The sequence below is a fragment of the Mycobacterium sp. ITM-2016-00316 genome (genome assembly GCF_002968335.2).
Classification (GTDB): domain Bacteria; phylum Actinomycetota; class Actinomycetes; order Mycobacteriales; family Mycobacteriaceae; genus Mycobacterium.
The window spans coordinates 1,966,085-1,978,771 of sequence record NZ_CP134398.1 but is presented as its reverse complement, the minus strand read 5'-3'; the positions used below and the strand labels follow the sequence as shown (position 1 = coordinate 1,978,771).

10 protein-coding genes and 1 pseudogene are annotated in these 12,687 nt (G+C 66.8%); 7 read left to right on the top strand and 4 right to left on the bottom strand.

Features of this window, described 5'->3' with window-relative positions:
- Position 1: 1 nt before the first annotated feature.
- Positions 2–823 carry a mycofactocin-coupled SDR family oxidoreductase gene (locus C6A86_RS09425; RefSeq protein WP_105364916.1) on the bottom strand — a complete coding sequence of 274 codons (822 nt, stop codon included), beginning with the start codon at positions 821–823 and terminating at the stop codon, positions 2–4.
- Positions 824–907: 84 nt separating this feature from the next.
- Between C6A86_RS09425 and C6A86_RS09420 the strand changes: the two genes are divergently transcribed.
- The 3 genes from C6A86_RS09420 to C6A86_RS09410 are packed head-to-tail and all read left to right on the top strand — an operon-like array spanning position 908 to position 4,156.
- Positions 908–1,915 (top strand): aromatic ring-hydroxylating dioxygenase subunit alpha, encoded by a 1,008-nt coding sequence (locus tag C6A86_RS09420; RefSeq protein ID WP_105364917.1) that lies wholly within the window; start codon positions 908–910, stop codon positions 1,913–1,915.
- Complete coding sequence (locus C6A86_RS09415) at positions 1,912–2,502, top strand: cysteine hydrolase (RefSeq protein WP_105364918.1); 591 nt, start codon at positions 1,912–1,914, stop codon at positions 2,500–2,502. Before C6A86_RS09420 ends, C6A86_RS09415 begins: the two co-directional genes overlap by 4 nt.
- Positions 2,495–4,156, top strand: coding sequence for an acyl-CoA synthetase (locus C6A86_RS09410; RefSeq protein ID WP_105364919.1), 1,662 nt, complete (start codon positions 2,495–2,497; stop codon positions 4,154–4,156). Before C6A86_RS09415 ends, C6A86_RS09410 begins: the two co-directional genes overlap by 8 nt.
- Here C6A86_RS09410 and C6A86_RS09405 read toward each other — a convergent pair whose 3' ends face one another.
- The gene (locus C6A86_RS09405) at positions 4,157–5,632 is read right to left on the bottom strand and encodes a coniferyl aldehyde dehydrogenase (RefSeq protein WP_105364920.1); all 1,476 of its coding nucleotides are present in this window, start codon (positions 5,630–5,632) and stop codon (positions 4,157–4,159) included.
- Between the two features lie 128 nt (positions 5,633–5,760).
- Between C6A86_RS09405 and C6A86_RS09400 the strand changes: the two genes are divergently transcribed.
- Positions 5,761–6,951 carry a cytochrome P450 gene (locus C6A86_RS09400; RefSeq protein ID WP_105364931.1) on the top strand — a complete coding sequence of 397 codons (1,191 nt, stop codon included), beginning with the start codon at positions 5,761–5,763 and terminating at the stop codon, positions 6,949–6,951.
- Between the two features lie 37 nt (positions 6,952–6,988).
- Here the strand turns inward: C6A86_RS09400 and C6A86_RS09395 are convergent, their stop codons facing one another.
- Positions 6,989–8,452, bottom strand: coding sequence for an aldehyde dehydrogenase family protein (locus tag C6A86_RS09395; protein WP_105364932.1), 1,464 nt, complete (start codon positions 8,450–8,452; stop codon positions 6,989–6,991).
- 180 nt (positions 8,453–8,632) lie between these two features.
- Here C6A86_RS09395 and C6A86_RS09390 point away from each other — a divergent pair, with 180 nt between their 5' ends.
- The 3 genes and pseudogenes from C6A86_RS09390 (at position 8,633) to C6A86_RS09380 (ending at position 11,442) form a co-directional block, all read left to right on the top strand.
- Positions 8,633–9,055: a Zn-ribbon domain-containing OB-fold protein gene (locus C6A86_RS09390; RefSeq protein ID WP_105364921.1), complete on the top strand. Its 423-nt coding sequence runs from the start codon at positions 8,633–8,635 to the stop codon at positions 9,053–9,055.
- Positions 9,055–10,200 carry a thiolase family protein gene (locus C6A86_RS09385; RefSeq protein ID WP_105364922.1) on the top strand — a complete coding sequence of 382 codons (1,146 nt, stop codon included), beginning with the start codon at positions 9,055–9,057 and terminating at the stop codon, positions 10,198–10,200. Before C6A86_RS09390 ends, C6A86_RS09385 begins: the two co-directional genes overlap by 1 nt.
- A gap of 10 nt (positions 10,201–10,210) precedes the next feature.
- Positions 10,211–11,442: pseudogene (locus C6A86_RS09380) on the top strand (amidohydrolase family protein).
- Positions 11,443–11,509: 67 nt separating this feature from the next.
- Here C6A86_RS09380 and C6A86_RS09375 read toward each other — a convergent pair.
- The gene (locus C6A86_RS09375; RefSeq protein WP_105364924.1) at positions 11,510–12,685 is read right to left on the bottom strand and encodes an acyl-CoA dehydrogenase family protein; all 1,176 of its coding nucleotides are present in this window, start codon (positions 12,683–12,685) and stop codon (positions 11,510–11,512) included.
- Between the last annotated feature and the right edge of the window lie 2 nt (positions 12,686–12,687).

Genomic DNA, 12,687 nt, shown 5'->3' with positions numbered 1-12,687 from the left:
ATCAGAACTGTGCCATTCCGTTGTCGATGGACAGCGCCACCGCACTGATGTGCCGGGCCTCGTCGGAGGCCAGCCACGCCACCGACGCGGCAATGTCCTCGGGTTCGGCCATCCAGTTCGGGGTGAACGGGGTGCCCATCTGCACCAGCGGCGGGTTGGTCTCGAAGGCCTTACCGAGCGCGCCGACCATGTCACCGGTGCCCATCGCGGTGTTCACCGGCCCGGGGTGCACGCTGTTGACTCTGATGTGGTGCTTGCCGAGTTCGGCAGCGAACGCCCGCGCCATCCCGGTGACGGCGTGCTTGCTGGCGGTGTAGTGCACCATGAATGCCTGCATCTTCACCCCCGCAAGCGAACTCACCAGGATGATCGAGCCACCCCTGCCGCCGTCGATGATGTGCTGAGCGCCGGCCATCACCGTGTTCCAGGTGCCGGTGACATTGATGTCGATGGTGTCGCGGAAGGACTCCGGGGTGATGTCATGCCAGGCCTCGGGGATGGTGATGCCGGCGTTGGCGACGATCACATCGAGGCGGCCCAGTTCGGCGACGCCGTCGTCGACGGCGGACAACAGGGCATCGAAGTCACGCACATCCACGGCGCGATGGAAAATCCGCCGCCCCGTGGCCTTGACCAGATCAACCGTCTCGGCGAACTCATCGGGGGTGGCTGACAGGTAAGGCACCTTCGGCGGAAGCGGCCCGGCGATGTCGACGGCGATGATGTCCGCCCCCTCGTTGGCCATCCGGACGGCATGGGCGCGGCCCTGGCCACGCGCAGCACCGGTGATGAAGGCGACTTTGTCGGTCAACAACCCTGGCATCGTGCTCCTTTGCATTTCACGGCTCTTGCGGACGATACTACTGTAAGCTGTTCAGTATCAGGTTCGGATCTGGAAGGTGTTCCCGTGGAGGTTCCGTTCACCTGGAAGGTCACCGGCTGGTTCATGATCGGCTGGTCGGCCGAATTCGTCGCCGGGGAAACCCGGCCGCTGCGCTACTTCGGTGCAGACCTGGTGGCCTGGCGCGATCAGGACGGCGCACTGAACCTGATGGAAGCCCATTGCAAACACCTCGGTGCGCATCTGGGCCACGGCGGCAAGGTCGTCGGCGACTGCGTGGAATGCCCCTTCCACGGTTGGCGGTGGGGACCCGACGGCACCAACCGCCACATCCCATATCAGCCCGACAAGCCCAACCGCGGCCTTCGGCTGCGCACCTATCCGATCGCCGAACAGCACGGCTGCGTGTTCATGTGGTTCCAGCCGCACGGCGAACCCCCGCGCTGGGAACTGCCCGATATCTTCGACAAGTTCCCGCAGTTCCCCACCGATCCCGACGCGTTCTACCGGCCCTATCCGGAGTTCTCCCGATTCGCCGAGAACGAACCGGTGCATCCGCAGATCGTCGCCGAGAATGGCCCTGACAGCGCGCATTTCCGCTATGTACACCGCGCCACCGTCACCCCGGTCTGCCTGGACTGGAAGGTCGTCGACAACGAGTGGCAGTTCCTCACCGGCTGGCCCGATGCCCGCAGCGACGATCCGGACAAGATGTCGCTCTACATCCACAGCCACTTCTCCGGCCTGGGTTTCGCGATCAGTGCCTTCGAGGGCGCCGCCGAGCACCGGCTGATCTTTGCCTGCACCCCCGTCGATGACCACGTATCCAACATGTTCTATTCGATCTGGTGGCCCAAGGTGCCCGGCGACACCTCCGACATCCCACCCGAGGATGTCCGCACGCGCGTCGAGAAGCAGTATCTGGTGACGGTCTGGGACGATCTCGACATCTGGCGCTACCAGAAGTACATCGAGCGGCCCTCGCTGTCCAAGATCGACGCGAAACCCTATATGGCCATCCGTAAATGGGCGACGCAATTTTATGAGGTCCCGCCGGTCGGCACACCGGTATGACGACGGCGATCATCACCCAGGAACTCCAGGGTGCGGTGGTCGGCCCGAACGCCGGTCTGGCCGTGCTGGCCGACGAGGCCCGTCGGGTGGCACTGCCCAATATCGGCCGGCTGCTGCCTGCGGCCCGCGCCGCAGGCCATCACGTCGTGCACTGTCTGGTGCAGCGCCGCCCGGACGGATTGGGGTCCAATCACAACGCCCGCCTGTTCGCCGCGGGTAAGCGCTCCGTCGACATCACCCCCGGCAGCGAAGGTGCCGCCCTGTTGCCCGAATTCGGCCCGGAGCCAGCAGATCTGGTGCTGTCACGCTGGCATGGACTCGGGCCGATGGGCGGCACCGATCTGGATGCGATCCTGCGCAACCTCGGCGTCACCACCATCGTCGCCGTCGGGGTCTCGCTGAACATCGCCATCCCCAATCTCGTGATGGACGCCGTCAACGCGGGCTACCGGGTGGTGCTCCCCCGGGACGCGGTCGCCGGTATCCCCGCCGAATACGGTGCGGCCGTCATCGACAACAGCCTGGCCCTGCTGGCCACCATCACCACCACCGCAGCACTCATCGAAGACTGGAGCACCCATGGCTGAGGTTTCCCCGATGTTCACCGTGTCTGCGGTGGCCGAGGCCGTCGCCGAAGCGATACCCGACCGCACGCTGGTGGCCCAGGGTGAGCGACGGTACAGCTACCGCCACATGGTCGACCGGTCGACCCGGCTCGCCGCATATCTGCACGCTCAGGGTCTGGGTTGCCACACCGAGCGCGACACGCTGGCCGGGCACGAGGTCGGCCAGGACCTGCTCGGCATCTACGCCTACAACGGCGCGGAGTACGTCGAGGGGATGCTCGGCGCGTTCCGGGCCAGGGTGGCGCCGTTCAACGTCAACTACCGCTACGTGAAGAACGAATTGCAGTATCTGCTGGCCGATTCGGAGGCCTCGGCGCTGCTGTACCACGGCGCCTTCGCACCGCGGGTCGCCGAGATCCGGGACGAACTACCGAATCTCAGGGTGCTCATCCAGATCGCCGACGGGTCCGGCAACGACCTGCTCGACGGTGCCGTCGACTACGAATCGATCGTCACCGCCGAGGCGGCCGCTCCGCCGGTGCAGCCCTCCCCCGACGATCTCTACGTCCTCTACACCGGCGGCACCACCGGCATGCCCAAGGGCGTGTTGTGGCGCCAGCACGACATCTTCATGACCGCATTCGGCGGCCGCAACATGATGACCGGCGAGCGGGCCGGATCGGTCGAGGAGATCGTCGGTCGGGTCACCGAGAACCCCGGCACCACGCTGCTGATCCTGCCGCCGCTGATGCACGGCGCCGCCCAGTGGGCCGCCATGACCGCGATCACCACCGGTCAGACGCTCGTCTTCTCGAACATCGTCGACCGTTTCGACGCAGCCGAGGTGGTCCGCACCATCGAGCGCGAACGGGTGCTGGTGGCCACCGTGGTCGGCGACGCGATGGCCCGCCCGTTGCTGGCCGCCATCAAAGCCAGCCTGCGCGACGGCAGCGCGGATGTCTCCAGCCTCGCCGTGGTGGCCAATGGCGGCGCGCAACTCACCCCGTATGTGAAGCAGCAATTGATCGATTGCAAACCCGGGCTCATCGTGATCGACGGTGTCGGTTCGTCGGAGACCGGCGCGCAGATGAGCCACATGTCCGCTCCCGGTGCGGTATCGACCGGCACCTTCAACGCCGGGCCCGACACCTGCGTGGTGGCAGCGGATTTCACCGCCATCCTGCCGCCGGCCCATGACGGTCTCGGCTGGCTGGCCCAGCGCGGTTTCGTGCCGCTCGGCTACAAGGGCGATGCCGCCAAGACCGCGGCGACGTTCCCGGTGATCGAGGGTGTGCGGTGTGCGGTGCCTGGCGACCGGGCCCGGCATCTGGAGAGCGGTGCGGTCGAACTGCTCGGCCGGGACTCGGTCACCATCAACTCCGGTGGCGAGAAGATCTTCGCCGAGGAGGTGGAGTCGGCCATCGCCTCGCATCCGTCGGTGGCCGACGTGGTGGTGGCCGGCCGCCCCAGCGAGCGGTGGGGTTCCGAGGTGGTCGCGGTCGTCGCACTCGCCGACGGTGCCCGCGCCGACGCCGAGGAACTCATCCGGCACGCCGAAAGTTCCATCGCACGGTACAAGTTGCCGAAGGCTGTGGTGTTCCGCCCGCTGATCGAGCGCAGCCCGGCCGGGAAGGCCGATTACCGGTGGGCGCGTGAGCAGGCGGCGGGAGCCTGATCAGCGGTTCCTGAGCCGGCGCCGGGTACGCCGGCGGGCCATGTTCAAGGTCACGTCGGCGTACATCTGCATCCCACGGCGGAACGGCGGTGCCGCCGAGCCGGTCATGCTGAACGGCAGATCGGTGCCCACCACCGTGCGCTGATGGCTGAAGGCGTCGAAGCCGGCCTTACCGTGATAGGCACCCATACCGCTGCGGCCAACCCCACCGAACGGCGCAGCCGACGGGATCATCTGCGCGGCAAAGTCATTGCGCGCCACACCCCCGCTGCGGGTATTGCGCAGAAAGGTCCGGAAGGTGTCGCCATCCGGGCCGAACCAATAGGCGACCAGCGGCGCCGGACGCGCGTTGATGTAGTCGATCACCTCACCGAGCGCCGAGTAACCCAGCACCGAGAGCACCGGACCGAATATCTCCTCCGACGCGATGGCCATCCGCTCGTCGACACCGCGGACGATGGTCGGCGCGATCTTGCGGGTGGCACGGTCCGGCAGCGACTCGCCGGCCGGGACCACCGATTCCACGGTGGCGCCCCGGTCGCGGGCGTCGTCGATCAGGGCGACCACCCGGTCGAAATTGGCCTCGTTGACACTTGAGCAGTAGTCGTCATTGCCGATGATGCTGGGGAACATGCCCGCCCAGGTCCGCCGGACGGTGTCGACGAACTGCGCCACGCTGCGATCGGGGACGAACACGTAGTCCGGGCAGACACAGACCTGACCGCCATTGACCATGCGGGCCTGCGCGATTCGGGTCGCCGAGCGCTCGATGTCCGCAGCCGGGGCCACCACGACGGGATTCTTGCCGCCCAGTTCCAGGGTCACCGGCACCAGGTTCTCCGAGGCGGCGCGCTGCACCAGCGATCCCACCGACGGAGAGCCGGTGAAGAACAGGTGGTCGAACGGCAGCCGGGAGAACTCGGCGGCCACCTCGGGGCCACCGGTCACCACGGCGAGTTCGGTGTCCTCGAAGTACTTCGGGGCCAGCGTCGCCATCAGTTCCGCGGTGCCCGAGGTGACCTCGGACATCTTGATCATCACCCGGTTGCCCGCGGCGAAGGCCGCCGAAGCGGGTAGCACCACGAGGTTGAGCGGGAAGTTCCACGGACCGATGATGCCGACGACGCCCAGTGGAGCCGGCTCGACCTCGGCGCGGAGCCCGGCCACGCGCGCCGCCCGCATCAGCTTGGTGGCCTTCATCCATTGCGGCACATGAGCCCTGGTGTGTTCGATCACCGGAATGATGCCGACGACCTCGGTGAACAGAGATGCCGCACGTGACCGGGTGCCGAAGTCGGCGGCCATCGCGTCGACGAACGCGTCGGTGTTGTCCAGCACCAGCGCCAACAGCCGGTCGATCCGGTTGCGGCGCAGTGCCGCGCTCGGCGGGCCGGCGGCGATGAACGCCCGCCGTTGGCGTTCCAGCAGAGCTCGTGCGTCGACCTCGTGCGCGATGCGCTGGTCGGTTGTGCTCATTTCCTGAACTCCCTCCGGTAGTCCTCACGGTAACATGGGACGTGTTACTGTAAGGATTACAGTACGAACCGGTGGCACGAAGGCAGGTAGCACGCGTGGACAGCCAGACGCAGGGCGAAAACGACCTACTGGCGGACTTGGGCGACTCGTTCAACCTGCTCCGCGACCCGTACCCGTTCTTCGCCGCACACCGCGCCCGGCACGGCGTCTTCGCGGGCAGTGTCATGGACTGGTCCAAGACCCCGGACGAATTCCGGCCCGCGAACCAGTACGCGGCGGTGTCCTATGACGCCGTCAACACCATCTTCCGAGACGGCAAGTCGTTCAATTCCAAGATCTACGACGACACCATCGGCCTGTTCATCGGCCCGTCCATCCTGGCGATGGAGGGCACGCTGCACCGCGCACACCGCAATCTGGTCACCACGGCCTTCAAGGCGAAATCTCTGAAGCGCTGGGAGCCGGAGATCGTCCGACCCATCTGCGAACAACTCATCGACGAGTTCATCGAGACCGGTCGCGCGGACCTGGTCCGCGACTTCACCTTCGAGTTCCCGACCCGGGTGATCTCCAAGCTGCTGGGTCTGCCCGAAGAGGATCTCGCGTGGTTCCGCGCCCGGGCCGTCGAGTTGATCAGCTACCACGTCAAGTACAAGCGCGCCTTCGAAGCCTCTGCGGCGCTGAAGGATTACTTCGTCAACCAGATCGATCTGCGGCGGTCTTCGCCCACCGACGACATCATCGGCGATCTGGTGACCGCCGAGGTCGAGGGCGAAAAGCTCACCGACGAAGAGATCTACTCGTTCCTGCGGTTGCTGTTGCCGGCAGGGCTGGAGACCACCTTCCGGTCCTCGGGCAATCTGCTCTACCTGTTGTTGACCCATCCCGATCAGTTCGCCGCGGTACAGGCCGACCACGAGCTCCTCGGCCAGGCGATCGAGGAGGGCCTGCGCTACGAGACACCGCTGACCACCGTGCAGCGTTCGGCGAGCGTGGCCACCGAACTCGACGGTGTCGAACTGCCCGCCGGCGCCGTCATCGATGTGTGCATCGGCGCGGCCAACCGCGACGAGTCCCGCTGGGAACGGGCCGAGGAGTTCGATATTTTCCGGACGCGCCTGCCGCACATTACTTTCGCCGCCGGTGAACACACCTGCCTCGGACTTCATCTGGCCCGGATGGAGACCAGGGTCGCCATCGAATGCCTGCTCAACCGGGTCACCGATCTCAAGCTCGACACCAGCGGGGATCCCCACATCTTCGGCCAACCGTTTCGCTCGCCCACCGCCGTACCCGTCACCTTCGAGCCGATCACCTGAGCGTGACTGGCCGCCGGTGGCCGCCCTGGCTGGCGCGTCAGGCCTGACGGGGCAGTCGCCACCCGATGGTCTTGGTCTCGGTGTACTGGGCGAAGCCCTCGATACCGCACTGCCGCCCGACGCCGCTGTTCTTGTACCCACCGAACGGTGCGTCGGCGCCGTAGTACATGCCGCCGTTGACGCCGATGGCTCCGGTCCTGATCCGCCGGGCGATACCCATGGCGCGTTCCGGGGACTTCGACATCACCGCGCCGGCCAGCCCGAAGGCGCTGTCATTGGCCAGCCGCACCGCTTCGTCGTCGTCGTCGAACGGGATGAGCACCAGCACCGGGCCGAACACCTCGTCCTGGGCGATGGACGATCCCGGGTGCGCGCCGAGGATCACGGTCGGCGCCACGAAGTGCCCATTGGCCAGGTGGTCGGGCAGCCCCGCGGGTATGCCGCCACCGACGACGACCTCGGCACCGTCGCGCCGTGCGCCGTCGATGGCATCGAGCACCCGTTGCTTCTGGGCCGCACTGATCAGCGGACCCACCAGGGTGGTCGGCAGCACCGGGTCACCGACGGGCACGCCACCGAAAGCCATTATCACAGTGGTGACGGCCTCGTCGAACAGGCTGCGGTGCACCAGCATCCGGGTATTCGCCGCACATGCCTGACCGGCGTGCACGCAGGCGCCGATGGCACCGGGGATGATGTGTGCCGGGTTGGCGTCGTCGAGCACGATCATCGCGGACTTGCCACCGAGTTCCAGGAAGGTGCGCTTCATGGTGTCGGCGCCGACCCGCATCAGATGCCTGCCCACCGCGGTCGACCCGGTGAACGACACCATGTCCACGCGGGGATCGGTGCCGAGCAGCGCGGCCACTTGATTGGACGGGGTGGGGACCACGTTGATCACCCCGGCCGGGATGTCGGTGCGCTCGGCGATCAGACGCCCGAGCCGGGTGGCATTCCACGGGGTGCTCGGATCGGGCTTGAGCACCACGGTGTTTCCGGCGGCCAGCGCCGGGCCGAGCTTGTTGAGGATGACTTCGATCGGGAAGTTGGACGGGGTGATGGCGGCGACGACGCCGACCGCCTCCTTGACCACGGTGCGCGCGTTGCGCTCGCCGAACAGACCGCCGCCGTCGAGGCGTCGCTCCCATTCGAACTCGTCGATCAGCCGGGCCGGGTAGCGCAGCGCATCGGCGAGCGGCCAATCCAGTTGCGCGTTCTGCGTCGTCATGGCCGGGCATCCGACCTCGGCGATCAGTTCCTCACGCAGCTGTTCGGTTTCGGCTTCGATGGCACTCTGCAGCTGCAGCAGGCAACGCTGCCGCAGTGCGCGGTTGGTCGACCAGTCGCTGTCATCGAATGCGCGCCGGGCTGCACCGATGGCGTGGTCCATGTCCTCGGGACCTGCCGCCGTGGTGCTGCCCAGCACCAAACCTGTTGCCGGGCTGACATTGTCGAACTCGGCACCGGAGACCGCGGCGGTCAGCTCACCGTCGATGAGCATCCGCGTCTCGGCCCGGCCCGCCGCCCGGTACCCGAGGTCCACGCTCGTCGTGACCGCCGCGACCTCACCCACCAGAAGACCTCCCGCACCGCAATCCGTCACCACCGAGGCGACCACCAGATACACTACTGTAAGAATTACAGTTGGCCCGAGCAGTTCGCGGATCCCGAGGAGACCTGAATGCAGAAAGCGCTGGCGGCAGAGATTTCGACGTGGCCCGACGCCGAGCCCGCACTGATCGGCAGCCGGTGCGGCTCCTGTGGCGCGACGACGTTCCCGGTGCAACGGCGCTGTCCCGGCTGCAGCAGTGCCGCGATGAGCCCCGAGCACCTGCCCCGGCGCGGCACCCTGATCGCCTGGACCACCCAGGGCTTTCCGCCCGGTCCGCCCTACAAGGGACCCACCGGCAAGGACTTCGTGCCGTTCGGTGTCGGGCTCGTCCAGCTCGGAGATGTACTGCGGGTCGAGGGACGGCTCACCGAGAACGACCCGGCCAAGCTGACATTCGGCATGCAGGTCGCACTGACCATGATTCCGTTCGCGACCGACGCCGACGGTGACGAGTTGATCACCTTCGCGTTCGCACCGGTAGAGGGAGCCTGATGCACGACGTGGCGATCATCGGAGTCGGCCTGCACCCGTTCGGCCGGTTCGAGGGTAAAACGGCTCTTGCGATGGGGGTGGACGCCATCTTCGCCGCCGTCGACGACGCCGGGGTCGAGTGGAAGGACATCGGTGCCGCCACCGGGGGCAGCTGGACGGTCGCCAACCCGGACGCCATCGTGGGCATGGTCGGGCTGTCCGGCATCCCGTTCACCAATGTCTTCAACGCCTGCGCGACGGCAGCGAGTGCGGCCAAGGTGTGTGCGGACGGTATCCGCCTCGGCGACTACGACATCGGGATCGCCGTCGGGCTGGACAAGCACCCGCGCGGCGCCTTCACCGAGGATCCGGGTCTGGTCGGCATGCCGGCCTGGTACGCCGAGAACGGCCAGTACCTGACCACCCAGTTCTTCGGCATGAAGGCCAACCGCTACCTGCACGACCACAACATCTCGGCGCGCACCCTGGCCAAGGTGGCGAACAAGAATCTGCGCAACGGCGCCCTGAACCCGAACGCCTTCCGGCGCAAGCCCATCACCGAGGACGACATCCTCAACTCGACCATGCTGAACTACCCGCTGACCCAGTACATGTTCTGCGCCCCCGACGAAGGCGCGGCCGCGGTGGTGATGTGCCGGGCCGACCTGGCGCACAAGTACACCTCCAAACCGGTGTACCTGAGGGCCGTCGAGGTCCGCACCCGCCGCTACGGCGCCTACGAGGTGAACACCACCTGCGCCCCGGTGGTGGAGGATGTGGCCCCGACGGTGTACGCCGCGCGTGCCGCATTCGAAAAGGCCGGTGTCGCACCCGAAGACGTCGACGTGGTGCAACTGCAGGACACCGACGCCGGTGCCGAGATCATCCACATGGCCGAATGCGGGTTCTGCGCCCACGGCGACCAGGAGAAGCTGCTGGCCGACGGTGCCACCGAGATCGGCGGCGCGCTGCCGGTGAACACCGACGGCGGCCTGATCGCCAACGGCGAACCGATCGGCGCGTCCGGGCTGCGCCAGATCCACGAACTGGTGCGCCAGCTGCGCGGCGAGGCCGGTGATCGCCAGGTTCCCGGCGAACCCAAGGTCGGTTTCGCCCAGCTCTACGGCGCGCCCGGCACCGCGGGTGCCACCGTCCTGACCCTCTGAGAGGTAACCGATGACCGAGCAGTTCCGGGACGCACCGATCTTCGATGCCGACCAGCACATGTACGAAACCGCCGATGCGCTGATCAAGTTCCTGCCCGAGAAGTACAGCCGGGCAGTGCAGTACGCGCAGTTCGGCAGGCAGACCAGGATCGTGATCAACAACCGGGTCACCGATTTCATCCCGAACCCGACGTTCGAGCGGGTGGCTGCCCCGGGGGCTCATGAGAAGTTCTTCGCCGGGGAGAACACCGAGGGCCTGACGCTGCGCGAGATGCAGGGCAAGGCCATCGAGGCGCCCGAGGCCACCCGCACGCCGGAGGCGCGGGTCAAGGAATTGGACCGTCAGGGCGTCACCGAGGCATTGAACTACCCGACGCTGGGCAGCCTGGTCGAGCATTCCAGCGCCGATGACCCGGCGCTGACGCTGGCCATCGTGCACGCACTCAACGAGTGGATTCTCAGCATTGGTCCTTCAACTACCGGAACCGGGTGTTCACCACCCCGATCATCAACCTGTCCGAGGTGGACGCCGCCCAGCGTGAGTTGGCCTGGCTGCTGGAGAACGGCGCCAAGGTGGCCCTGATCAAACCGGGCCCGGTGAACGGTCTGCACGGCTGGCGCTCCCCCGCGCTTCCGGAGTTCGACCCGTTCTGGCGCGATGTGGAGGCGGCCGGTCTGCCGATCGTGCTGCACGCCAGCTATCCACCGCTGGACGATTACGTCGGCAAGTGGGAACCGCCGTACACCCAGAACTTCATGACGCAGAGCGCCTTCCGCTGGATGGTGCTGGGGCACCGCGAGATCGCCGATATGATCACCGCGCTGATCTGCCACGGAACCTTCACCCGCTTCCCCAGACTGCGGGTCGCCAGCGTGGAGAACGGCAGCGGCTGGATCTACCCGCTGTTCCACGATTTCGAGGATCTGCAGAAGAAGATGCCGCAGAACTTCCCCGAACATCCGCACGACGTGTTCCGCCGCAACATCTGGGTCAGCCCGTTCTGGGAGGGCTGCGTCTCCGATGTGGTAGACACCGTCGGCTGGGACAAGGTGCTGTTCGGGTCGGACTACCCGCATCCCGAGGGGCTTACCGAGCCCAAGGGTTTCTGGCGCTACGCCGAGGGCATGGACGTCCGGCGCACCTACGATTTCATGGGTGACAACGCCCGCCGGTTCATGGGCCTCCCGATCGCCAACCCGGACCCCGAGGCCGTCAAGCCACCGGTGCTGGCCCGCGCCTGACCTTCGCCGAAACGGTATTCCGGAGGGCTGCTGCTCGCAGTTTCCCTTCCGGAATACAGTTTCGGCGCTACGAGGCCTTGACCTTGGGCGCCGAGTAGTTGGGCTTACCCAGCCCGAGCACATGCTGGGCGATCATGTTGCGGAACACCTCGAGCGTCCCGCCGTAGATCCCCACCAGCGGCGCGAACCGGTACACGTACTCGCTGCGGTCATCGAAACCGCCCTCGGCGCCGATCGGCAGTGCGGCCACCGACCCGGCGACGTCCATCAGGTCGGGTGCGACATCACGCATGGTCTGGGCCAGCGCGACCCGGCCGAAGATGCTCGGGGCGGACAGCGATGCCTCGATGCGGGCGATGCTGCGGCCCAGGCGGTATCCGACCGATGCGTCCTCGATGGCGCCCGAGCGTTGCACCACGGCGGCGACGTTGTCGGCGGCCTCGATCATGAAACCGGCCTGATGGGCCATGATCGCCACGTCGGCCAGCCCGTCGTCGGCGGCCGCGACCGCACCGTGCTCGGCATCCAGCGGTTCACGCACCACCGTCCAGCCGCCGTTGACCTCACCGAGGCGGTAGGTGTCGTCGACGCGGACATCGGAGTAGTACACGATGTTCGTGCGGTCACCGTCGACGGTGCGGATGCCCTGGATCTCGACGCCGGGAAGATCCAGCGGCACCAGGAACATGGTGAGGCTCTTGTGCTTCGGGGCGTCCGGATCGGTGTTGGTGATCAGAAAGGTGTACGAGCAGTTGTGCGCGCCGGTGGTGAACATCTTGGAACCGTTGATGATCCACTGGTCACCGTCGCGCACCGCGCGGGTCTTGCAGGTGGCGACATCGGAGCCGCCCTCGGGCTCGGTGTAGCCCAGGCACAGTCGCACCGTGCCGTCGAAGACACCGCGGAGCACCTCATCGCGGATCTCGTCGGGGGCGAACTTGGCCACCGAGCGCGCCACCATCGACGTGGTACCCCAGGTCACCCACGGCACCTCGGCGCGGCGCTTCTCCAGTTCCCAGATGCGCCGCCGCACCCGGCTGAACCCGCCGTCGGCCTCGGTCTTCCATTCCTTCTCCAGGTACCCGGCCGCGCCGAGCGCCAGATGCACGCCCTCATCGAAGTTGTCACCGGTCTCGCGGTCGCGGCGGATGACGTCCTCGGTCACCACGCTCGCCAGGAACTCACGGGCCTCGGTCTGGAAAGCCTTGTCTTCCGCGGACAGTTCGACTGCTGAGAAATCCATGA